The sequence below is a fragment of the Flavobacterium sp. ALJ2 genome (assembly GCF_015594725.1).
GTDB lineage: Bacteria > Bacteroidota > Bacteroidia > Flavobacteriales > Flavobacteriaceae > Flavobacterium.
Genome location: NZ_JADNRC010000011.1, coordinates 1 through 23864, shown reverse-complemented (window position 1 = coordinate 23864; position 23864 = coordinate 1). Strand labels below are relative to the sequence as shown.

Here is a 23864-nt window from a genome sequence, read left to right as displayed (position 1 = left end):
AGATTTTGAATCAAAATATACATACCCTTTTTCCAAATAATATTTCACTTACAATTAAAAGAGAAGATTTAATTCATCCTTTTATTTCGGGGAATAAGTATCGGAAATTAAAGTATAATTTACTTCAGGCTAGGGCCGAAAATCAAGAAACGTTACTCACTTTTGGTGGAGCATTTTCTAATCATATTGCAGCTGTAGCTTATGCAGGAAAAGAAAGCGGATTTAAAACTATCGGAATTATTCGTGGAGAGGAACTTATTGATAAGATAGAAGGAAATCCGACTTTAAAATTTGCTCAGGAAAACGGAATGCAATTAGAATTTGTTACCAGAGAAGATTATCGACTTAAAAGCGAAATAGATTTTCTGGATAATCTAAAGCAGCAATTTGGAACATTTTATCTTATACCCGAAGGCGGAACAAATGAGCTAGCAGTTCGAGGTTGCGAGGAGATTTTAACCCCCGAAGATGCGGAGTTTAATTATGTATGCTGTGCTGTGGGAACTGGTGGAACTATTTCGGGAATTAGTAATAGTGCATTACCAAATCAAAAAGTTTTAGGGTTTCCAGCGTTAAAAGGGGATTTTTTAAAAGATGAAATTCGTATTTTTGCAAAGAATCAAAATTGGGAACTCATCACTGATTACCATTTTGGGGGTTATGGCAAAGTAAATTCTGAGCTAATTGCCTTTATTAATCAGTTTTTTGATGAAAATAAAATTCCTTTGGACCCAATTTATACAGGAAAGATGGTTTTTGGCGTTATAGATTTAATTAAGAAAAATCATTTCCCTGAGAACTCTAACATTTTGTTGATTCATACCGGAGGATTACAAGGAATAAAAGGAATGAATATGAAGCTGATGAATAAAAATTTACCAATAATTAAAAACAATGTTTAAAAAGACACTCTTACTATTACTAACGATAACTTTGATAGGTTGTAATGCAAGCAAACCTGTTATAGTAACGACCAAAAAGAAAGCTACTACTCAAAAGCAAAGAGTAGCAATACAGACCAAGAAAAAGCCCGCTTATACCAAACCATCAACGAATAATAGAACTGAGGTTATTGAGTCAACGTCTAAAACTGTTGTTACTAATAACTTAATTAGTGATTATGTTTTTCAGTATAAGGATATTGCAATGGGTAATATGAAAAACTACGGAATTCCTGCAAGTATTATTTTGGCACAAGGAATCTTAGAATCTGGTGCAGGAAGAGGTGATTTGGCGCTTTTATCGAATAATCATTTCGGAATAAAATGTCATAATGATTGGGTTGGCGAGAGTGTTCGTCATGATGATGATTCGTTGCAAGAATGTTTTAGAAAATATAAAGATCCATCTGAATCGTTTCGTGACCATGCTTTATTTCTAACAGGGAAAAAACGATATGCAGCATTATTTACTTATGAAAAAGGAGATTATAAAGCTTGGGCAAAAGGGTTAAGAGCTGCAGGATATGCTACTGATCCTAAATATCCAGAGAAATTAATTAGCTATATTGAACGTTACGAATTGCATCAATATGATAACTTGGCTATGGGGAAAGAATATGTAGTAACAGAGAAAACTACAATAACTGCTGCTACAAAGCCTAATACTTCAAATAATAATGTGAGTACTCTTTCTTCATACGAAGTTCAGAAAGGAGATACGTTATATTCTATTTCAAAAAAATTCAACGTATTGGTTGAAGATTTAAAGCAAAAAAACAATCTTGTCGATAACACGCTTTCTATCGGACAGCGGTTAATTGTAAAATAAAATTCCAATAAAGATAAAAGTCAAAAGATAAAATTAAGATGATGTATCAAAGAAGCAGTCAGCTTTTTGCTGAAGCAGAAAAAGTAATTCCGGGTGGTGTAAATTCGCCTGTAAGAGCATTTAAAGCAGTAGGAGGAACTCCAATTTTTGTAAAAAGTGCCAAAGGAGCTTATTTATATGATGAAGACGGAAACAAATTGATAGATTATATCAATTCATGGGGACCAATGGTTTTGGGGCATGCTTATGCTCCAGTTGTTGAAGCTGTAATTGAAAAAGCCAAATTAGGAACATCTTTTGGAATGCCTACAGAATTAGAAACACAAATCGCAGCTTTGGCAGTTTCGATGGTTCCAAATATTGATAAAATTCGTTTTGTAAATTCAGGAACTGAGGCTTGTATGAGCGCAATACGTTTGGCAAGAGGATATACTAAGAGAGATAAAATTATAAAATTTGCAGGGTGTTACCACGGACATTCTGATTCATTCTTGATTCAAGCGGGAAGTGGAGCTGTCACTTTTGGAAGTCCAAATAGTCCTGGAGTTACAGAAGGAACCGCAAAAGATACTTTGCTGGCAAAATACAATGATCTAGAAAATGTAGCAACATTAATTAATGCTAACAAAAATGAAATTGCAGCTATTATCATTGAACCTGTAGCAGGAAATATGGGTTGTATTCCGCCAAATAAGGGATTCTTAGAAGGCTTGCGTCAAGTGTGTACAGAAAACGGAATATTGTTGATCTTTGATGAGGTTATGACTGGTTTTAGACTTGCACGTGGAGGAGTTCAGGAGTTGTTTAACATCAAAGCTGATATTGTAACTTTTGGAAAAGTAATAGGTGGTGGTTTGCCAGTAGGAGCATTTGCTGCTCGTGCAGAAATCATGAATTATTTAGCTCCAATAGGACCAGTTTATCAAGCAGGAACATTATCAGGTAATCCGTTGGCAATGGCAGCAGGATTAGCAATGTTACAAGCTTTAGATAATGATCGCGCTATTTTTACTCGTTTAGAGGAGAAAACGGCTTACCTAGAAGCGGGAATTTCAAGAGTTCTTAAAGCTAATAATGTAGTTTTTACAATTAATAGAGTAGGTTCTATGATTTCAGTACATTTTGATGCTGCTCCAGTTACTGATTTTAAAAGTGCAGCTAATGGAGATAACGAAACATTCAAGAAATTCTTCCACGGATTATTGAATGAAGGAGTTTATATTGCCCCTTCGGCATATGAAACATGGTTTATTACGGATGCATTGACATACGAAGATTTAGATTTTACTATTCAAGCAATTGACAAAGTTTCTAAAACTTTTTAACCTTATAGATATATAATACAGAATTAAGAATAGAAACTTAATCTCTTAATGGTAAAAAAAAAACTTCCAGTTTGAGCTGGAAGTTTTTTTGTGGATTCTGGATTATAGTTTGTTTTTTCTTTCTTTCATCTTCTCTTTGTTTTCATCTTTCATTACAGTCCATTTTTTGTATTGCTCAGCATTTAAGATTGATTTCATTTGAGTTTCAGTTACAGCTTTTTCGTCCATTATTTCTTTTTTAAGAGTTGCTTTTTCTTCGGCAGTTGGTTTTACACTACTGTCTTTTCTAGCTTTACGCATTTCCATATGTTTTTGTGCATTGGCACTTCTGTCAGCTAGTAACTTTCCAACCTGAGTTTGCTGGTTGGCATCTAAGTTTAATTCAGTAGTCAGTTTTTTTAATTTTTTCTCATTTCGTTGTTCAGGAGTCAACCTTTCTCTTTGTTGTTTAACAGGTTGAGTAGCGTCTTGAGCAAAGCTTACCATTCCAACGAACAATAAAGCAGCGATAAATAATTTTTTCATGATTTGTTTGTTTTAAAAGGTTATTGATGTTAGACATTTATAAAATAAATAGGTTTAATGCACTTTTTTTAATTATAATTTATTTAACAGACGATATGACAATTTTTATTTCTTTAAATCGAATCGTAAAAAAAGGTCTCTATATTGATTCTAGTTATTTTTCTAAAACCAGTATTCACAGTTATGGAATATATTGTAAATTATGATTACATTTTTCTACGGTACTTTGAGAGAATAAAACGCAGCCTATTATGCAGTGTAATGAGAAGTATCATTTAATGAAAGAATTGGCTAAAGCTATCGATTCCGAAAAGCCTTCTTCATCTGATAAAAAAAACTCTTCTGGATAAAGTCGATTTAATGTTTATATCATAATTCAGATTTGTTTTTTTTCCATCTGGAAGTATTTCTTAAATTTTAATTAAAAATACTTTTGTATTTTGCTATTTCATTGATTAGTGTCATTTTAGGTAAGCCTATACACATATTGTTTTTAGATACCTCTAAAGAATATAAAACTCAAAAATGAAAGAAATATTATATAAAGCAGTAGTTGTTTTATCTCAGTGTGTTAAAGTGATGATGAAGTTTCCTGAACAGGTAAGATCAGATTAAAATTTGATAACTCATTTGGATCAAATGAGTTAATTCTAGAAGTGTAAGGAAAAAACTTGTAGTAATGCGGTTTTAAAAAGTGCCAATACGGAAACTAATTTAATTATTCGAGAGATATTCTTTTTGGGACACTTGGACTAGAGGTAGGGAAAGGTGAATTTTTGGTGGGTTTAAACGGAATGATTCCTATTGGCTAAAATTGATCTAATGACGCTATGAAAGCTATTTACCGCAGGCGTATAAAGCTGAATTATACGCTGTAGTAGGATTGATAATGTTTGAGATTTATTAAGTTTGTTTTGTAAGATTTACGCCTTAATTTTACAAGGTTTTATTTGTAGATATGAAATTAAGAAAAATAATAGTCAAGGATAATATTTATCTCTATATAATGACTGGTAAGATTGATTTACCAGCCCAGGAAGGTATATTGACAATAAAAATATTTTTGAAAGATTATAAGTTAACTCCATTATTAGTTGATTTTCGAACATGGGATGATCCAATAATTGGATTTCCTTTAAATTTTGGATTTCCACTCTCTGAGTCATTAACTGGTAAAAAGGAGGTTGTTAACCTAAATAGACCTAAATATGTTAGAGAATGTATTTTATATGGTCTGCAAAAAGGATGGACTGGAAAAAATAAGCTGGAACCACTTGATGGATTAGAAATAGTAGCTAATCTGGGATATGATGTTTCTGTTTTGTCCGTTAATAAAGGCGATACTAAATAAATGGTTTTTAATAATTTAAAGATTTACGGGTATAGAAGTTTTATGTGTAGTAATTAAAGGAAATTACACACTATCCTGATGGTTTGTGAGAATAGGTTTTTAAATTTGTGAAGCGATTGAATAAATTAAAACCGATAGGAGTAAAAATAAAGAATGGAGTTTAATAAGAAAAGTAAAAATAGGGTTCTTAAAGCTGTTAATAATGAAATGTCGTATCAAAAATTAACTGCTTCTGAGTTACATCAGTTTGTTCAGCATTGGAATTATGACGACGGAATTGAACCTTTTGAATGGATTATCAAACAAAAACATCTTGATAAGGGCACTGCGCTTTGTTTATACTGGATGTTACAGCCGGATTATTTTTGCAGGTTTAAAAACGAAGATGAACTACAAGGAGATGTAAATTATGTGCTGCATTATAAGCTGATAAAAGAAATTGAGGAAAGGTATTGTTCTAGTTTTTATGAGGATGAGAACTTTTCTTTCAATCCTAAAGATGAATTTCTTGATGAAAATTCTAATACAAAATGTATTCCAACAGAAATGCTTGAGAAATCAGCAGGAACTGTTTTTGAACGACAGGATATTGAGTTTGCATTTTTGAGAAAGCCAAATGGAAAGGAAGCTAAATCGATTGATGCTAAAATAAAAGATGCTGCAAAAATTATTCAGGTTTCAAATCCTGATTTTATTTATGGTGAAACTGATATTGCAATTCAAGCAATAATAGAAAGTGTTGAGTACTGGAAAGGGAAAGAATTAGAAAAGATAAAAATTAATAACCTGTCTTATTTATGGATGGACTGTGTTCTTAAACAACACAATTGGGATTGGATAATTTGGGATTGGGAAACTGGAAATAATGTAGGTGTAACAAATGCTACAAAAGAACTGGTTTGTCTTGCTGATACTATTATAAGACACACAATAGACGGATTTATGCCAAGTTCAATAATTGTCGATTTATATAAAGATTTGGAAGGAATAACTAATTTTTATGACTTAAGAAGAGATCCTTACAGCGGAATTGGTTTGTTATTTAGTACCGATCATTTAAAATTTAGAGAATAAATAAGCACTGATGGCATTAAGAAAAATTACAGTTGAGGATAATGTCTATCGCTATAAATGCATGAATGGATTTGGACTTAATACGGAGATTGCAACATTTGAAATAACAATATTCTTAGATAGTTATAAACAAAGCCCATTGAAAATTAATTTTGTCACATGGGAAGATTTATATGCAGGAAACCCTTTGAAAACAGGTGTGAAGCTAATCAGATTATCTACTAAAGAAGAAGAATTCGTCAATTTGAATAGGCCTAAATATATTAGAGAATGTATTTTATATGGTTTGAAAATGGGCTGGAATGGAAAAAACAAGATAGAGTCTATTGATGGTCTAAAAATGCTTATGAGCTTAGGTTATGATGTCTCTTTTTTATATCCAAAAGAAGGCGTTATTATGGTACATGGAAAAGAATATTTAAAATAATTTCACTTTTAAATAATGCCCTACATAATTGGAATTGCTTAAGTTTACAGTCCAATTTTAATAAATATAATATGTTTCAGAATAAAAATTTATGGTTTGTAGTTTTGGTTTCGTTCATTTTCAATTTTGGTTTTTCTCAGGAAAATGAATATTTATTAAAGTTCAAAACATCCAAAGAATTGCAGCGGTTTTTAAATTATTCTAAAAAAACAATGCCATTGGTAAGTGCACATCGAGGTGGGCCAACAGTTGGTTTTCCTGAAAATTGTACACAAACATTTGCTAATGCAATAAAGTATAATCCAACAATCGTAGAAACGGATATCGCTTTTAGCAAGGATTCAGTTTTGGTAATGATGCATGATAATACGCTAGACAGAACAACAACTGGAACTGGTGTAATTGAAGGATATACGTATCAAGAATTGCAACAGCTTTTTTTAAAAGATACAGAAGGAAATGTGACTCCATATAAAATTGAAACTTTAGATCAAATCCTGCAATGGGGTAAAGACAAAGTAATTTATAACCTCGATATTAAAAAAGGGGTTCCAATGCAACTGATTATTGATGCAGTAAGAAGAAACAAAGCAGAGGCTTATTCAGTAATTATTACTTATAATGCAACACAAGCAGCTGAGGCCGCTAAGCTGGCGCCAGATTTAATGATTTCGGTTTCGGCAAGAGGAAAAGAAGATGTGGAGCGTATGGAGAAATTAGGGGTTAAAGCCGATAAAATGATCGCATTTGTGGGTACTAAAGAACCTGCACCAGAAGTATATGAATATTTACATAGCCGAAAGATTTCTTGTATTTTAGGAACAATGGGGAATCTTGATAAAAGTGCTGCTGCCAAAGGAGACGAGTTATATTATAAATTAGTTGCTAATGGAGCCAATGTGTTATCATCAGATCGTAACGTAGAAGCTGGTAAACAGCTGCTAAAATATGCAGAAGATAAAAAATTAAAATCCAAACATATTGTAATTAAGAAAATAAAATAATATAAAAAAGAGCTTCAATTGGAGCTCTTTTTTATTGCCTATAAAAAAATACTTTACGATTAATTGCTTAATTTTAATGAATAAACAATTCTAATTTTAAAGAAGGAGACATATGGATTTAGATAGAGTAGCAGGTATGAATAAAATAACATTTTTCTCGGCTCAACCATATGATAAAACTTTTTTTAATAAGCATAATTGTGAGTTCGGATTTGATTTGGAATTTTTTGAAACGCAACTTAATAAACATACTGTAAATTTAATTCAGAGTTCAAATATTATCTGTGTTTTTGTAAATGATATTGTCGATGAATTGGTAATTAAGCAATTGTCAGAAAAGGGAGTGCGAATTATTGCTTTACGTTGCGCAGGATTTAATAATGTTAATCTAGAAGCTGCAAAGCGATACGGAATTCAGGTATGTAGAGTTCCGGCTTATTCTCCCGAAGCCGTTGCAGAACATGCCATGGCAATGATCCTTACACTTAATCGTAAAACCCATAAGGCGTATAACAGAGTTCGTGAGCAGAATTTTTCTTTGAATGGATTGTTAGGATTTGATTTGAATGGCAAAACAATAGGAATAATAGGAACAGGAAATATTGGGAAAGCTTTCTCAAAAACAGGAAAAGGTTTTGGTTGTAAAATTCTTGCTTATGATATTACTATAAATCCCGAAATGGAAAAAGAAGGCGTTGTATTTACCGATTTAGATACTGTCTTTAAGGAAAGTGATATTATTTCATTGCATTGTCCGTTAAACGAAAAAACAAAGCATATTATAAATAAGAACTCATTGGCACAAATGAAAAATAGTGTCATGATTATTAATACAAGCCGTGGCGGATTGATAGAAACGGCAAGTGTTATCGAAGCACTTAAAGAAGGTAAAGTAGGCTATTTGGGTATTGATGTATACGAACAGGAAGAAAAATTATTTTTTAGAGACCTTTCTGAAGATATTATAAAAGATGATGCAATTCAGCGGTTAATGAGTTTTCCAAATGTATTGGTGACAGCACATCAGGCTTTTTTTACAAACGAAGCCCTAACGCAAATTGCACTTGTAACCTATTGTAATATTAAAGAATTACTAGTAAAAAAAGATATTGAAAATAAATTGGCTCTATTGGTGTAGAGTAGATTTACTTGTATGTGGTAAAATATATTTTTGTAAATTTAACGGTTATAAAAAAATAATAAAATCATGAGAAAGACAATCTTTATTGGCTTAGCATTAATTAGTTTACATTCTTGCCAGAAAAAAGAAACTCCTGCCGATGTAGTAAAAATTGACTCTACGACTGTGGAAGGAGAAGCCAAAAGAGACACAGTAATGGTAAATAATAATTCACAATCAATAGATGCTAAAGTTGTTGATTTGATTCGTAAACAATTAACTACAGTATTATTGAAGAATGATTTGGCAGCAATGACAAAAGAAGATCGTTTTTTTTACTACGATGCCTTTGATTTAAATAATGATGGAAAAGACGAGTATATCGTAGGCTTTTCTAATCCTTATTTTTGTGGTTCAGGAGGATGTTCAGGTTTTGTTTTAAATAACGATGGAAGCTTGTTGAATAAATTTACAGTAACTGATTTTCCTATTTTTGTAGGTTCAGGTGCTTCAGAGAAATTTCGAGATCTTATAGTAAGCAGTAAAGGGATTTTGTATAATGTAAAAATGAAAAACGGAAAGTACCCTTCTAATCCTTCAGTTCAGGAAAAATGGAAAGGGGATGTTCCTGCAGAATCTCCTGAAATTTTAGATATTGATAATAAAAAATATGAGAAAATTTCATTTTAAAAAGTGAAATAACAAAAAAGAGCTTCAATTACGAAGCTCTTTTTTTGTCTTTTATTCTCGGAAATATGATTGTAATTAGGTTTTTTTTGTTTTGATAGCTATTCTAAATTTTCTTGGGATATAACTCTGCCGTATTTTAAGTCTTCTTCACTTTTTTTTAGTACATCTATTTCACATTGTTTTAATTGGTATATTTCAGAAGAATCTACACTTTTTAGAAGGCTTCTTATTTTTTCAAGTAGACTCACATTTTCGATGTTTTTTAACTTGTCAAATATTTCTAAAGTACCCATAATAGTATAATTTTGATTAATCAAAGGCATATAAATTTAATGAAAAAACCCGACAGATTTTAAAATCCGTCGGGTTTGTATTTTTATATTAAAGAAGGAATTACCCAACTAATTCTACAAATTTGAATTCACCATCTACGGCAACTTTAGTCAAACCATGTTTAGATAAGTTTTTCATAGAAGCATCCCATTTTTTACCGCTTAAAGCAGTGGTAACTTTAAGGTGTGCTAATTCCATTTTGTTTTCATTTACTTTTAATAGGTCGATGATTAATTTTTCCTCATCAGTTAATTCAATAGCAATTTGTTTTTTCTCAGGACGCATTTGTGGGAACAATAATACTTCTTGGATAGATGCATTATTAGTTAAGTACATAATCAAACGATCCATTCCAATTCCCATTCCAGATGTTGGAGGCATACCATATTCTAGTGCTCTTAAGAAATCTTCGTCGATAATACCATTAGCTTCATCATCCCCTTTTTCAGACAAACGCATTTGGTCTTCAAAACGCTCACGTTGGTCTATTGGGTCATTCAATTCAGAATAAGCATTTGCTATTTCTTTACCACAAACCATTAATTCAAAACGCTCCGTAAGTTCTGGATTGTCACGGTGCTCTTTACAAAGAGGCGACATCTCTTTAGGATAATCAGTAATAAAAGTTGGCTGAATGTAATTTCCTTCGCATTTGGCTCCAAAAATTTCATCAATCAGTTTTCCTTTCCCCATTGTTTTATCAACGTCAATTCCCATTCCTCTTGCAGCATCAAACAACTCTTCTTCTGTTTTACCAGAAATGTCAAAACCTGTAAAATGTTTGATAGAATCGGTCATTGTAACACGAGCATAAGGTGCTTTAAAGTTAATTTGGTGTTCACCAAAAGTAACTTCGCTAGTACCGTTTACTGCGATAGCACAATGCTCAAGTAAACCTTCAGCAAATTCCATCATCCAGTTGTAGTCTTTGTAGGCTACATATATTTCCATAGCGGTAAATTCAGGGTTATGCGTTCTGTCCATTCCTTCATTTCTAAAGTTTTTAGAGAACTCATATACACCTTCAAAACCACCAACAATTAATCTTTTTAAATACAATTCGTTTGCAATACGCATGTAAAGCGGAATGTCAAGCGAATTATGATGTGTGATAAATGGTCTTGCCGAAGCTCCACCTGGAATTGATTGTAAAATCGGAGTTTCAACTTCAAGATATCCCATATCGTTAAAATAGCCACGCATGGCAGTATACAACTTCGTACGTTTGATAAAGTTTTCTTTAACTTGCGGATTCACGGTTAAATCTACATAACGCATTCTGTAACGCAATTCAGGGTCATTAAAAGCATCATGTACATTTCCGTCTTCGTCTACTTTTGGTAAAGGAAGTGGACGTAATGTTTTACTTAAAAAAGTAAACCCATCTACGCGAATACATTGCGCACCAACTTTAGTCGTAAACAATTCACCTTCAATACCAATGAAATCGCCTAAGTCAGTTAATTTTTTAAATACCTGATTGTATAATGTTTTATCATCACCTTCACACAAAACATCGCGATTAACGTATAATTGAATACGTCCTTCGCTATCTTGTAATTCAGCAAAACAGGCTTTTCCCTGATCTCTCACACTCATCAAACGTCCAGCAACAATAACCTTCTTACCTTCTTCAAAAGACTCCTTAATTTGTTTCGAAGTATGATTTACAGGAAAAAGATTAGCAGGATAAGGATTGATTCCTAAGTTGCGTAAGTTTTGAAGTTTCTCTCTTCGGATGATTTCTTGTTCAGATAATGCCATTATATACTGTTTTTTAAGTGTGCAAAGATAAAGAAAAGAATGTAGATTTCAGAATGCAGGTTTTAGATTTTTTGAAGCAGTAATTTATTGCATTTCAAAGACCTTTTGTCCCGCTATTCATTTCAATCTTTTATGCCGAACACCGGCACAAAAGGATTTTCATTTCTATCGGGGCTAGATTAGAAATTTTAAGTTTTCAAAAGATATTTTTGGTTGGGCATTTTTGTATTTGCGAGGAACGAAGTAATTATGCGAGATAAATCAAAATTAGAAGAGAATAGAAACAGAAAATTAGAAATAAGAAGAACTAGTTGCTCACAAAAGACAAAAGCAAACAAAAAAAATATAAGAATCAACTTGAAAACACATTATCTTAGTCACTCAAATAAATTACTTTAATACAAAATGAAGTACATTTCAACATTAATAATGACAAAGCTTCTTGTAAGCTGTAGCGTAACAGAAACTATAACTATAAATTCAGACGGAAGTGGTAAGGTCGAAATTTATTCTCTTCGTGATGAAAATAGTGTCGATAATTTAGGATGACCAACCCATAAAAAAGAGAATGAACAAAATAAAGACTTTCCTAATTCTATTGTTCCTCACAAGCTGCCAGGTAACAGAAACAATAACGATCAATACAGATGGAAGCGGAACTATTGAAGTAGTTCAGCTTCGAGATGAGCATAGCTATATGCTTTTGTCGGGAGAAAAGTACTCTAAAGAAGAAAAATTTAAAGATACAACTTATGTTTTTCAGGATTACATTACAAAATATAACGAGACTTTTTTAAAATATACGCAATCAGAACAGCAATTATTTCAAAAATATGCAAATGTAAAAGTACATGTAAAAAAGAGTTCTTTCGATAAGGAGTTTAAGACTACAATTGTATTTCCTTTTACTAAAATAGAGATAGTGCCTAATTTATACAATACAGAAGATTATGCATCTGATCTTCAAAACAATTACGCACTTACTGCCGAAAAACATTTTTTTGACGCACAGTATAGTTTTGATGGAACGGTTTTTAAACGGACTTTAAATGTTATCAATGAGGCTGAAATTCAGAAAAATAAAAATCAAATAAAAATTTTTAAATCTAAAATCAACTCCAAAGATTTAACGCAGACTTATGTACTTAAATATAATTTCCCTCGTAGGATAAAATCGGTTTCGAATGCTACTGCAATACTTAGTTCAGATAAAAAATCATTAACGCTTACGTTTCAACTTTTAGAATGTTTGGAAGACCCAGTGAGTACTAATTTAGAAGTAGTTTTAGAATAAAACAGTAATATGTATCTTTAGAACTTAGCATCTTTCTGTTTCTATTTTTAAATAGACTTCGTATCTTTGAAGAAAAATATAATCTAGATATGAGACTATTAAAATTTATTAGTTTTTTCTTTTTATTGGTAACTTTAACGAGTTGTACTTTTACAGAAAACATTGATGTTGCGGCTGATGGAACAGGTAAATTCTCGCTTGAGATGGATGGGTCGGCACTTATGGCTATGGCTGGAGAACAATTGGGAAATGAAATGAATGAGTCAAAACAAAACATCGATTCTACTTTTTCGTTCAAAGAAATGTTTAAAAACAAAAAAGACAGTATTGCGAAACTTTCTCTAGAAGAGCAAAAAGAACTAAAAAAACTTGAGAATTTCATGGTTCATATGAAGATGAATACAGAACAAAATCAGTTTTTATTAAATTTAAAAACCGATTTTAAAAATGTAAACGAACTACAGGATATGGTGAAAAGCTTAAGTGCAATTCAAAATATTGAAAAAAATAAATCATCAGAAGGCAAACTGCCTTTCGATGGGAGTTTTAGTAATAATAGTATAGTTAGTTTTAATTACGATGGAAAAAAATTCAACAAAAAGGTTGTTTTAAATTCCAAAGAAACTATTAAGGCCGTGGCAGATTCGTTAGGAATGTATAGAATGATTTTCGCATCTTCTAGTTATGTTATAAAATACCGTTTCCCTAAAAAAGTAAAGAAAGTATCTAATGCAAATGCTTTGTTTAGCGAAGACCGAAAAACAATAACCATTCAATACCCATTTATAGATTATATGGAAAACCCAACTAAATTGGGACTTGAGGTAGAGTTTGAAAAATAATACAATGAATAAAAAAATTCAACTTCAAGATTTAGGTCAAAAAGATTATAAATCAACTTGGGAATATCAAGAGGAATTATTTGCGGCTATTGTAGATTTAAAAATTAAGAATAGGAGAGAAGAACTTGATTTGCCAACTCCTAATTATTTTCTTTTTGTAGAACATCCACATGTATATACTTTGGGGAAAAGTGGTGATTTAAGTAATTTATTATTGTCTGAAAAACAACTAGAAGCCAAAGGAGCAACTTTTTATAAAATAAACCGTGGTGGCGATATTACCTATCATGGTCCAGGGCAAATAGTAGGATATCCTATTCTGGATTTAGAAAATTTCTTTACCGATATTCATAAATACTTGCGATTACTGGAGGAATCTATTATTCTGACTCTTCAGGAATACGGTTTAGAATGTGGTCGAAGCGAAGGCGAAACAGGAGTTTGGCTGGGAGTAGGAACTCCGTTTGCTCGAAAAATTTGTGCATTGGGAGTACGCGCTTCACGCTGGGTAACCATGCATGGTTTTGCTTTGAATGTAAATGCTGATTTAGGTTATTTTGATAATATTATTCCGTGTGGAATTCGTGGTAAAGCAGTTACTTCACTTCAGGTAGAACTTGGTGTAGATAAAGTTGATGAAGCCGAAGTAAAAGCTAAAATTTTAAAACATTTCACGGCTTTGTTTGAGGCAGAATTTATTTAGATTAACACTTTGGACATTATTAGATCGTCTACGCAGGTTATTTTCCTGCACGCAGATTTGGCAGATTTTTAGCCTTCTTACGCAAGTGAACGCAAAGTTTTTTAATCTGAAACTTTAAACAAAAAAAACAGAATTACATTTTCGGCTTTGGGATTCGACTTATTAAGGGATAATTCTAGGATTGTAAATTTTTTTTAAATTCTGTAAAAAAGCTAGTTATACCTATTAAAAGTAATTGTACCCAATAGATTCCGTTTATTATGTAATTATTGGCTTTTTAGTTTTTTCATGAATGCTCCAAATTCTGGGAAAAATTCCTCAAAAAGTGGATGCTTTCTATTTTTGAGCATTACTTCGCTAAACAGTTTTAATCCAATGGCAAATTCTGTAGATTGATTTTCATTTTCAAAAAGTTTTTTTTCTTTGATTATATCGATAATTTTAAAAATCTCATCATGATTTTCAAATTCTAATGATAAAGGTTGAGAGAAAACAGCTTCTTCTTTCATTAAAGAAACCTGTTCCAAAGTAAGTTTGTATTTATTAGCTCGTTTTGTCATAATTTTAGTTTTTTGAAAGTTACAGCATTTAAGTTCTATTTGTAAAAGTAGACTTTAGCTAGGTTTTACTGAAGGATAATTAAATAGATTTAAGCATTCAATTGTTTTCCGATGTATATATTGATATGTTTTTCTGTAGAACGAAAATACAAATTATTTAGTTTTAAAACCTTGTTATTTCTAAGATTGCAGTAATTAAACTATTTGGTATCAGTTTCGTTTCTATTACACTTGCATAACTAGTTGTATAATTATAATATGGAGTTTTTTAATAAAGTAGGTAAGATGGCTTTAGGAAACCGATTGCGTTTGATGACTACAATGATTACTGATGATGGAGCTAAGATTTATGAGCTTCATGGGATCGATTTTATTCCAAAATGGTTTCCTGTATTTTATTAGCTCTCTGAAGAAAAGGAAATTACTATATCTAAAATTGCCAAAGAGATAGCAAAATTTATCTGGAAAGCAATACTATTTTAAAACCAGCAATTAATCTCTATCATAAGTTTGGGTTTAATAAAGTTGTTGGTCGGCCAACGTCTTATGAGCGTTGTAATATTCAGATGGAACTTGAATCAAAGTGATGCTACAAAGGGGTATAATTTGCTTATTAATAGTGTTTTATAAATCAGGCTATGCCGGATTTATATATTATAGGCGAAAAATAAAAGTGAGGTCTGATTTATCAAGGAATTAATTTAAAACAATTCCAATTGATCAGGTAATAGCCTAAAAGACATTCGGTGGTACTTAGTAGGGCCATATTTCTTAATTGCTTCGCGATGCTCCTTGGTTGGATACCCTTTGTTTTTTTTCCAATTGTACATCGGAAATTCTTCATGAATCTTGTTCATATATTCGTCGCGATAGGTTTTGGCAAGAACAGATGCAGCTGCAATACTTAAAAATTTAGCATCGCCTTTTATAATACTCTGGTTCGGAATAGATTTTAATAATTCGATTTCTTCTTGTGAGAATTGTTTTCCAGTAGTGTTTTTTAATCCCAGTTTTGCATTTAGCATTCTGTTACCATCTACAATAATAAATTCAGGAATTTGATTTAATTTCAGGATGCATTCCTGCATTCCTTTCATGGAGGCATTTAGGATATTAATTTCATCTATTTCATTGGGATGCAAATGGGTGATGGCAAATGAAATGGCCTGATCTTCGATTATATGCTTAAGATTTTCTCTCGCTTTTTCAGATAATTGCTTACTGTCATTTAGCGTTTTATTCTCAAAATGAAGGGGCAAAATTACAGCAGCAGCAGTTACTGGTCCAGCTAGACAGCCACGACCAGCTTCGTCGGTTCCCGATTCTAAATTATATCCTGAAAAATTGAGTTGAAGCATCCTTTGTTTTTAATCGCAAATATTATAAATTTTTCTTGAAATAGGCTCTTAAAAATAATAATTGATATGCGATAAGTTGCTTTCAAATTAAGACTGTTAAATCTTTTAATTATAAAATGTTAAAATTTAACATTTTGTTTCTTGTTAAAAATATTGAATTATTATTTGTAAATTTTTGACTATAATTGATGATAACGCCATTTAATCTTACCTTTTTTAGTTTATTTTCTTTTTGTTAACAATATAAAGTAAGAAAAATATTTTATTTTTATTTAAAAAAATTGCTATTGTAGGAATAATTTATCATTTTTGATGAATTATTAACCAAAAATAATTTAATATGAAGGTAAAATTCACATGGGCTTTAACATTATTTGTAGCGTTAACCATGCAGTTCTCTTTTGCACAAGAGAAAATTATTTCTGGAATTGTTTCAGAAGCAATATCGGGTCCAATTCCAGGTGTAAACGTTATTGTTAAAGGAACAAAAACAGGTGTGCAGACGGATTTTGACGGTAAATATTCTGTTAAGGCAAAAACAGGAGATGTTCTTGTGTTTTCTTATATGGGAATGCAGGATATGACGGCCACAGTTGGTGCTTCTTCAGTAATTAATATGAAGATGCAATCCTCTGACAATACACTTGATGAGGTCGTAGTTGTGGGTTATGGTGTTCAAAAAAGAAAAGAAGTAACAGGGTCAATATCTAGAATTGCAGGAGGTGATATTGCAAACTTGGTAACACCAAGTTTTGAAGGAGTATTAGCAGGAAGAGCAACAGGGGTCCAAGTTTTAACTAATTCTGGAATTATTGGAGGCGCTCCAAAAATTAGAATCAGAGGTATAGCATCTATTTCTGGTTTGACAGAGCCTTTAATTGTTGTTGATGGTGTTCCAATTTACTCTGGTGATATTGGTGGTGTTTCAGCTACAAATGGATTAGCAGATATTAATCCTGATGATATTGAATCTTTCGATGTTCTTAAAGATGGAGCTTCAACTGCTATCTATGGATCTAGAGCTGCTAATGGCGTAATCTTGATAACTACTAAAAGTGGTAAAAAAGGAGCTCTTAAAGTAAATTATTCAAGTGTTTTTGGTGTTGCTAGTGCATATAAAAAATATGATTTATTAGAAACTCCTGATTTTATTACAATTTCTAATGAGAAAAGAGCTAACAGAAATCAAACACCATGGGCTGTAGGGAGTACTTATAATACAGATTGGCAAAGTGCGGTATTGAGAAATGCTCCTCAGATGACATACAATCTCAGTTTTAGTGGAGGCTCTGATAAAACTAAGTATTATCTTTCTTTAGGTTATACGGATCAAGAAGGTATCAACTTAGCAAATAGTATGAATAGATATTCTATTAGAACTAATATTGATCAACAGATAAATAAATGGTTAGATATTGGTACTAATCTAAGTATGACTAGAACGGAATATAATGGTTTAAATACTAGTAGTAGTGGACTTTCGGGTAATATATTTAATGTGATTAGACAATTACCTAATACTCCCATTTATGATGCAAATAATCCAACTGGTTATAATTTAACACTACCATTAGAAAGAAATACCGTTGGTAAATGGGATAATAATGATATTGTTGGTGATAATATTTCAAATATAGTTTACGCACTTAATAACAATGTGTATAAATCAAAAACACAAAGAACTTTGGCTAGTATTTATGCAAATGCAAAAATTACTTCTGATTTAAGCTATAAATTACAAGTAAGTTCTGATAATGCTATTACTAATGGTTTTCAATACTGGAATCCAGTTCATGGTGATGGAGCAAGTAGAAATGGTTATTTATATAATGATGTTACAGATTTAACAAGGTGGAATTGGCAAAATATTTTAAACTATAAGAAGACTTTTGCTGAAAATCATAACCTAGGAATTACTGCTGTAGCAGAATATCAAAAATCACAAACAAAAACATTTTGGGGCTCAGGATCTGATTTATTGAGTGATTTTTATGATAAAAACTTAGTAACGAATTCATATACTACTAAAAATTCAGGAGGAGGTATTACAGAAAAAGGTATTATTTCTTATTTAGGACGTTTGAATTATAATTTTAAAGAAAAATACTTTATTCAAGCATCTATCAGACGTGATGGAATCTCACAATTTGAATCTAATGTTAGATGGAATAATTTTCCTGGAATTTCAGCAGGTTGGGCAGTGTCTAAGGAAAATTTCATGGAAAGAATAAGTAATACAGTTTCCGATTTAAAATTAAGAGTATCTTATTCTGAAGTTGGTAACGTAGATGTGTTACGTGGAATTTCTTATCCTTCAAAAGGATTAACTATTAGTTCCCCTTACGGAGATTTAAATGGTATTGGATATTCTCAATTTGGTAATAGTTTGTTACAATGGGAAACAAGTACAAAAACTGATATAGGGGTTGATCTTGGATTCCTTAATAATCGATTAACTTTCGCTTTTGATTATTACAAAAATGACATTGATGGCTTAGTTTTAGAAGCGCCAGTTAATTCATCTTTAGGTATTCCTGGAAGTATTATAAATAGTAATGTAGGTAAAATGTTTAATGAAGGGTATGAGTTTGCTTTAGCCTTTAAAGCTATAAACACAAAGAATTTTTTATGGGATATTGCAACTAACGTGACACTTTCTAAAAACGAAGTAACCTCTTTGCCTAGTGGTGATATTATTGGAGGATCCTATACAGCAGATACAAATATTGCTCCAAATATTATTATTAGAAAAGGGGAATCTATTAATTCTCTTTATGGGTTTAAATATTATGGTGTTAACAAAGCAAATGGTAATCCAGTTTATTACAAAGCAGATGGAAGTCTAGTACAAGGAAATTTACCTGGAGCATCCTATTCTGTTTACAATCCTGCTAATCCTTCTGAAACAAGTACTGTTGCGTCATTAGGTACTGCTGACAAAGTAATTTTAGGTAATACGCTTCCAACTTATTTTGGATCAGTTAGCTCTAACATGAAATATAAAAATATTGATTTTGGTCTCATGTTCAGATTTAGTGGCGGAAATAAAGTATTCAATGCCACAAGAAGAGAATTGATGAACCAAAATTTTAATAATAATGGGACAGAGATTTTAGGTAGATGGCAAAGTGTTGATAATCCTGGAGACGGATGGACACCAAGGCTATATGCTAGTACAAATAACACAACAAATCTTAATGGTAGTGCAACTTCTCGTTTTGTTGAAAAAGGTGATTTTATTTCACTTGATAATATTAGTATAGGCTATTCATTGCCAAAAATGTTATTAGACAAAATTGGGGTTAACAGTTTCAGGATTTTTGCGCAAGGGCAAAACATTTGGTTAATTTCTGATTATAAAGGGATTAATCCTGAAATGGAGACAGCTGGTGTAGATATTAATGGTACACCACGTTCTAAAGTGATATCAATGGGAATAAATGTAAGTTTATAATAAAGACGTATGAAAAATATAATAAAAACAATTTTACTTTTTGTAGTTGTATTCGGGATGAACGCATGTACAGAAGAAAAAATATTAGACTTAGATCCAATTAATAATATATCTGAGGGTATGGCATTCTCAACACCATCACTTATTGAATCATCTATGAATGGTGTTTATAATGCTGCAGCTATTGGGCAATATAATACTAACAGCCCAAATGGTGGTAGAGGTTATGTTTGGGGAGCTGCTTTTGTAGAACAAGGAGATTGCAGAGGAGAAGATGTTGTTAATACATCTGCTTTCTTTCAATATACTTATGAAGGTAGTTATGATGCAACTACTGCAAATAACGTATACTACTGGGTTGATGGTTATAGGTTAATTAACAGATGTAATTTGATGATTGAAGGTGTAATAGAGGCTGTTGCTAAAAATATAATTACTCAAGCTGTTGCCGATGATTATATCGGACAAGCTAAATTTTTAAGAGCAATCACTCATTTTGAGTTATTGAATTTCTTTGCAAGACCATACAATTTTACTCCAGGAGCTACACATGCAGGTGTAATATACAGAGAAGTTGGAATAAACACAGCTGCAGAAATTGCTTCGGAAAAGTTAAAACCAAGAAATACTGTGGCAGAATGCTATGCTAAAATTCTGACTGATTTAACAGATGCTGAAAATTTAATTACGACTAAAACTATTGCAAAAGGATCTAAAGGGGCTGCAATTGCTTTTAAAACGAGAGTATATCTTCATAAGAGAGACTGGGCTAATGTAATTGCTGAAGGAGTAAAATTAAATGGTGCTTATTCATTAACAACAGCTCCTGGTACTCCTTTTGTGTTGACTAATAATTTGAATAACACAGAGTCGATTTTCTCAATTCAACATTCTTCTACTTCTAATCCAACAGTAAATGGTGCTTTGGCAAGTATGTATAAACAAAGAGCTATAATTGCAATTAGTCCTATAATTTGGAGGAATCCAAGTTGGCTAGCTGATGATAAAAGAAGAGAAGAAGGTAAAATGATTTATACTTCTGCGGGTGTAAAATACACTAATAAATATACAGACGTTACAAATAGAACCGATGCTGCTCCTGTTATTAGATATGCAGAGGTGATATTAAATATGGCTGAAGCAGAAGCTCGTCTGGCATCTCCAAATTTAACAGAATCATTGAGATTACTAAACCTTGTAAGAGATAGATCTCTTGCTAATCCTGTAGCACAAACCTATACTGCCACTACGTTAAGTTCTCAAGCATCTTTAGTTAATGCAATAATTGTAGAAAGAAGAATTGAGTTTCTTGCTGAAGGGCGTAGATGGTCAGACATTCACAGATTACAAGGAGATGATTTAGTTCGTATTGATGGAGTTCCTGCAAAAGTTGCAAATACGACTCCTCCCTCTACGGATTACATTTTAGGAACTGCTTATACAGGAGCGTTAACGGTAGCTACTATACCTTATACTGACCATAGATTTGTATGGCCAATACCACAAATTGAATTAACAGAAAACCCCGGATTAGAGCCAAACTGGTAGTTTTGCTAGTCCAGATATAATAGAATCTCTTAAGGGGCAAAACGAACTTTAATTTTAATAAATTGCAAAAGCTACAGCAGTAATGTTGTAGCTTTTTTGTTAGTATTGTTGGTGTTAAGTCAGGAGATTATCCGTATCGTTTTTCATGAGAATCCATGGAGGAGTGGAGCACTATAATTTTCAATACTCATTCTCTTTTTTAAATTTACTTTAGTTGTATTTTTTATTACTTTTATCTCTTGCTTTCTTAACATACTATAACTTCTTGATAAAATTTACAATGAGAATTTCTTCAAATCTAAATTACATTAAATCATCAAATTTATTTTTTATTTCTGCGGGTCTTGGTTTAATTAGTTTTTTATTATCCCCTGATATACTTATGTTGAAATCAGCTACAATAACAAGTGTAATTGCTATTTTTATTATTTTAGTTTTGGGATTACTCATTAGATTTGGAATCTCTTGGATTAAATATCTTTTAATCGTTATAATTATTTTTGGTATAAATGCATTTCCATCATTTATAAAAGAAGAGTTTAATGCGCATCCTTTAAATGCTCTTATTATTATATTACAAGCAATAGCACAGATATACGCTACAGTCTTATTATTTTTTAAGAAGAGATTAAATTATTGAGGTTTTTCTTTAAAATTTAAAAAAATGCTTTGAGCCATTCTTATTATGAGTTTGTGGGCGCAAAGTAGGGAGAGAATTATCGGATTTACAATTTATAAGAGGATGAAAAAATTGCGTAAAGTAAGAGTTGAACTGCCCCCAAAAAGTTAGACATTATTTTGGGGATCAAGGGTATAAAATCTATAATTTCTACTCATTTTTAAAGTATTATGCGTTTATAAATTATTAGAATGTTTAGTTTTAATCAGGGTACCACACGAAAGGATTCGTGCGGTAGCGGGGATTTACCAGAAGGAACTTATTTATTGAAAATTACCAATAATCTGGTGAAGAAATAAATTAAACTATTGTTATATTTTCAATTTCTAAATGTAAAAGCCTTCTAAAATTAAACTTTAGAAGGCTTTTTTATTTTTGTGCTCTAGCTTATAACGCTAAGTATTACAAATAGATTTACTAGAATAAATACGTTTTAGAGAATTTATTTTTCTTTGAGTAATTTTTCTAAATACTCTACTTTTTCTTTTTCAGCCAATACCAAGCGTTCATAAAGTTCGACAACTTTTTCAAGAGGATTGATAGTACAATTATAATTTCCAGTTATTATAGTCCCGTAATCTTGAAAAGTATTCCTAATAATATTCAAAACAGCTTCTTCCGAAAAATTCTTAATTGCTTCAACGGTTACAACAAGTGCTTTTGCTACTTCAATCAATGATAACAATTATCAACAAAAAATTGACTTAAATGTAAAAAACAAATTTAAAAACGGTATGATATTGCTAAAAGATATTTGGTAGGCTGCAATAAAACGATTAATAATATGTAGTTACTTTAGATTATTTTTACCAAGGGTTTTTTTTCAAAATTGGATTGATAGGAAGGGCGCGATTCAATTCTTTTTCTATTGGAGCCATCCATTCTAAATTATGTTCATTAAAAATAGCAATATCTCTTGTGCCAAATGTTATTTTAGCAAGAGCATCAAAAGCTTCATCAGAAATCCAGATAAGTTGGGGTAAGGAATCAATAACATAAAAACTCCCATTTTCATCCATTAAAAGAATACTTTGTTCTATTAAGTCAGCAACGGGATACAATTGAAAGCCAATTAATGTTGAATAATAATATTCTAAATCATTATTTTTTGTTAAATCAATTTTCTTATCCAATTGATAAGAGTTTAAATAATAATTATATAATTTTGTGTCATTTAAATAGGAGGTATCAGTATTTATCGTTTCAAGTTTATCTTCAGCATGAATTATTAAATTACCAAATTCACAGAGAAAATCTTGAACCTTTTTTGGAAATATTTTATATAAAATAGTATTTTCTATTTGGGTTTTTATAGTCCTATTTTTATACCATCCAGCTTCATTTAATACAATTGTTAAATTATTATTCATATTATTCGATTTTTATATTAACATTTACTTTTATTTCCTCTATTCCGAAGTAATCTAAGAATGGATTACAACTTAAGCAAGCTGGTTTTATCTCTCCAATTTCAGCAATAATAGTTTTATTTTTTGCGCCTTTATTTGTTGTCTCAAATGCAATTGATTTTGTGCCTTTTAAAACATCTCTAGCCTCATCTTTTGTCTTAATTTTTATTTTTGTTCTTTTTTCGTATTCATATAACCATTTAGAAATAGCCTCAGGTTCTGCACATTTTCCATGTTGTCCTCGTCTTATTAATTCTTCAGCGTTTAGAGAAGGGTTTTTAAACCAGTCGTATACTAATGGATGGAGACTTTCAGGTAATTCACCTTCCTTTAACCCTGTTTTGTTACTCACAGCAGAAGTGAATTTAGAGTCTTTTAATAAAACACTACCTGCTCCTGGTTTACTACTATTTGACATTTTTGCTACTTCATCAATTATCTTATTTCCTTCAGTATATACAATTGAATTTTCTGTAGCCGATAACCCTGGAATATCTCTGATTTTTGATTCGCCAAGTAATTTTATTCCTGTTTCTTGAGTATTCCTTAAACTTTTCCACTTCAAATACCCTCCAGCCTTATTAATTTCATCAATATTTTTGGAAACAAGGTTGAGATCTTCTACATTTTTGGT

General features: G+C 31.4%; 23 protein-coding genes and 1 pseudogene. 15 read left to right on the top strand and 9 right to left on the bottom strand.

Annotated features, from left to right (window positions below):
* Window positions 1-5: 5 nt before the first annotated feature.
* Genes IUY40_RS13440 through hemL form a run of 3 tightly spaced genes read left to right on the top strand, consistent with a single transcriptional unit; the run spans window position 6 to window position 3095 of the window.
* Window positions 6-902 (top strand): pyridoxal-phosphate dependent enzyme, encoded by an 897-nt coding sequence (locus tag IUY40_RS13440; RefSeq protein ID WP_195737378.1) that lies wholly within the window; start codon window positions 6-8, stop codon window positions 900-902.
* Window positions 895-1770 carry a glucosaminidase domain-containing protein gene (locus IUY40_RS13435; protein WP_195737377.1) on the top strand — a complete coding sequence of 292 codons (876 nt, stop codon included), beginning with the start codon at window positions 895-897 and terminating at the stop codon, window positions 1768-1770. The genes IUY40_RS13440 and IUY40_RS13435 overlap by 8 nt, the downstream gene beginning before the upstream one ends.
* Before the next feature lie 38 nt (window positions 1771-1808).
* Window positions 1809-3095 (top strand): glutamate-1-semialdehyde 2,1-aminomutase, encoded by a 1287-nt coding sequence (hemL, locus tag IUY40_RS13430; protein WP_195737376.1) that lies wholly within the window; start codon window positions 1809-1811, stop codon window positions 3093-3095.
* Window positions 3096-3197: 102 nt separating this feature from the next.
* On the opposite strand, the gene IUY40_RS13425 is transcribed toward hemL, so the two are convergent.
* Entirely contained in the window at window positions 3198-3620 is a 423-nt protein-coding gene (locus IUY40_RS13425) for a hypothetical protein (RefSeq protein ID WP_195737375.1), read from the bottom strand.
* 958 nt (window positions 3621-4578) lie between these two features.
* Between IUY40_RS13425 and IUY40_RS13420 the strand changes: the two genes are divergently transcribed.
* From IUY40_RS13420 to IUY40_RS13395, 6 genes are all read left to right on the top strand, one after another.
* Window positions 4579-4971 carry a hypothetical protein gene (locus tag IUY40_RS13420; protein ID WP_195737374.1) on the top strand — a complete coding sequence of 131 codons (393 nt, stop codon included), beginning with the start codon at window positions 4579-4581 and terminating at the stop codon, window positions 4969-4971.
* A gap of 153 nt (window positions 4972-5124) precedes the next feature.
* Complete coding sequence (locus IUY40_RS13415; RefSeq protein WP_195737373.1) at window positions 5125-6045, top strand: DUF4274 domain-containing protein; 921 nt, start codon at window positions 5125-5127, stop codon at window positions 6043-6045.
* 10 nt (window positions 6046-6055) lie between these two features.
* A complete protein-coding gene (locus IUY40_RS13410; RefSeq protein WP_195737372.1) occupies window positions 6056-6472 on the top strand; it encodes a hypothetical protein in 417 nt (138 codons plus the stop codon).
* A 71-nt stretch (window positions 6473-6543) separates the two neighbouring features.
* Window positions 6544-7476 carry a glycerophosphodiester phosphodiesterase family protein gene (locus IUY40_RS13405; RefSeq protein WP_195737371.1) on the top strand — a complete coding sequence of 311 codons (933 nt, stop codon included), beginning with the start codon at window positions 6544-6546 and terminating at the stop codon, window positions 7474-7476.
* A 112-nt stretch (window positions 7477-7588) separates the two neighbouring features.
* Window positions 7589-8614 carry a 2-hydroxyacid dehydrogenase gene (locus tag IUY40_RS13400; protein ID WP_229335558.1) on the top strand — a complete coding sequence of 342 codons (1026 nt, stop codon included), beginning with the start codon at window positions 7589-7591 and terminating at the stop codon, window positions 8612-8614.
* Window positions 8615-8683: 69 nt separating this feature from the next.
* Window positions 8684-9286, top strand: a complete 603-nt coding sequence (locus IUY40_RS13395) for a hypothetical protein (RefSeq protein WP_195737370.1) — start codon at window positions 8684-8686, stop codon at window positions 9284-9286.
* Between the two features lie 98 nt (window positions 9287-9384).
* Here IUY40_RS13395 and IUY40_RS13390 read toward each other — a convergent pair whose 3' ends face one another.
* Both IUY40_RS13390 and lysS read right to left on the bottom strand, forming a co-directional pair.
* On the bottom strand, window positions 9385-9579 hold the full coding sequence (locus IUY40_RS13390; RefSeq protein ID WP_195737369.1) for a hypothetical protein: 195 nt from the start codon (window positions 9577-9579) through the stop codon (window positions 9385-9387).
* A gap of 100 nt (window positions 9580-9679) precedes the next feature.
* Window positions 9680-11383, bottom strand: coding sequence for a lysine--tRNA ligase (lysS, locus tag IUY40_RS13385; RefSeq protein ID WP_195737368.1), 1704 nt, complete (start codon window positions 11381-11383; stop codon window positions 9680-9682).
* Between the two features lie 568 nt (window positions 11384-11951).
* On the opposite strand from lysS, the gene IUY40_RS13380 reads away from it, so the two are divergent.
* The 3 genes from IUY40_RS13380 to lipB all read left to right on the top strand — a co-directional run bounded on the left by IUY40_RS13380 (window position 11952) and on the right by lipB (window position 14222).
* Window positions 11952-12677: a hypothetical protein gene (locus tag IUY40_RS13380; protein WP_195737367.1), complete on the top strand. Its 726-nt coding sequence runs from the start codon at window positions 11952-11954 to the stop codon at window positions 12675-12677.
* 89 nt (window positions 12678-12766) lie between these two features.
* Window positions 12767-13519, top strand: a complete 753-nt coding sequence (locus IUY40_RS13375) for a hypothetical protein (protein WP_195737366.1) — start codon at window positions 12767-12769, stop codon at window positions 13517-13519.
* 4 nt (window positions 13520-13523) lie between these two features.
* Complete coding sequence (lipB, locus tag IUY40_RS13370) at window positions 13524-14222, top strand: lipoyl(octanoyl) transferase LipB (RefSeq protein ID WP_195737365.1); 699 nt, start codon at window positions 13524-13526, stop codon at window positions 14220-14222.
* A gap of 266 nt (window positions 14223-14488) precedes the next feature.
* On the opposite strand, the gene IUY40_RS13365 is transcribed toward lipB, so the two are convergent.
* Window positions 14489-14782, bottom strand: coding sequence for a DUF3861 family protein (locus tag IUY40_RS13365; RefSeq protein WP_195737364.1), 294 nt, complete (start codon window positions 14780-14782; stop codon window positions 14489-14491).
* Between the two features lie 258 nt (window positions 14783-15040).
* Here IUY40_RS13365 and IUY40_RS13360 point away from each other — a divergent pair, with 258 nt between their 5' ends.
* Window positions 15041-15184 (top strand): hypothetical protein, encoded by a 144-nt coding sequence (locus IUY40_RS13360; RefSeq protein WP_229335556.1) that lies wholly within the window; start codon window positions 15041-15043, stop codon window positions 15182-15184.
* A gap of 299 nt (window positions 15185-15483) precedes the next feature.
* On the opposite strand, the gene IUY40_RS13355 is transcribed toward IUY40_RS13360, so the two are convergent.
* Window positions 15484-16140: a ribonuclease HII gene (locus IUY40_RS13355; RefSeq protein WP_195737363.1), complete on the bottom strand. Its 657-nt coding sequence runs from the start codon at window positions 16138-16140 to the stop codon at window positions 15484-15486.
* Between the two features lie 340 nt (window positions 16141-16480).
* On the opposite strand from IUY40_RS13355, the gene IUY40_RS13350 reads away from it, so the two are divergent.
* Complete coding sequence (locus IUY40_RS13350) at window positions 16481-19594, top strand: TonB-dependent receptor (RefSeq protein ID WP_195737362.1); 3114 nt, start codon at window positions 16481-16483, stop codon at window positions 19592-19594.
* A 9-nt stretch (window positions 19595-19603) separates the two neighbouring features.
* On the top strand, window positions 19604-21142 hold the full coding sequence (locus IUY40_RS13345) for a RagB/SusD family nutrient uptake outer membrane protein (RefSeq protein WP_195737361.1): 1539 nt from the start codon (window positions 19604-19606) through the stop codon (window positions 21140-21142).
* 303 nt (window positions 21143-21445) lie between these two features.
* Here the strand turns inward: IUY40_RS13345 and IUY40_RS13340 are convergent, their stop codons facing one another.
* The 4 genes and pseudogenes from IUY40_RS13340 to IUY40_RS13325 form a co-directional block, all read right to left on the bottom strand.
* A complete protein-coding gene (locus IUY40_RS13340; protein ID WP_195737360.1) occupies window positions 21446-21592 on the bottom strand; it encodes a hypothetical protein in 147 nt (48 codons plus the stop codon).
* A gap of 671 nt (window positions 21593-22263) precedes the next feature.
* Window positions 22264-22497, bottom strand: a pseudogene (locus IUY40_RS13335) (transcriptional regulator); the annotation flags it as partial.
* Window positions 22498-22627: 130 nt separating this feature from the next.
* Window positions 22628-23191 carry an SUKH-3 domain-containing protein gene (locus IUY40_RS13330; protein ID WP_195737359.1) on the bottom strand — a complete coding sequence of 188 codons (564 nt, stop codon included), beginning with the start codon at window positions 23189-23191 and terminating at the stop codon, window positions 22628-22630.
* A gap of 1 nt (window position 23192) precedes the next feature.
* A partial coding sequence (locus IUY40_RS13325) for a YwqJ-related putative deaminase (protein ID WP_195737358.1) occupies window positions 23193-23864 on the bottom strand: 672 nt, incomplete at its 5' end.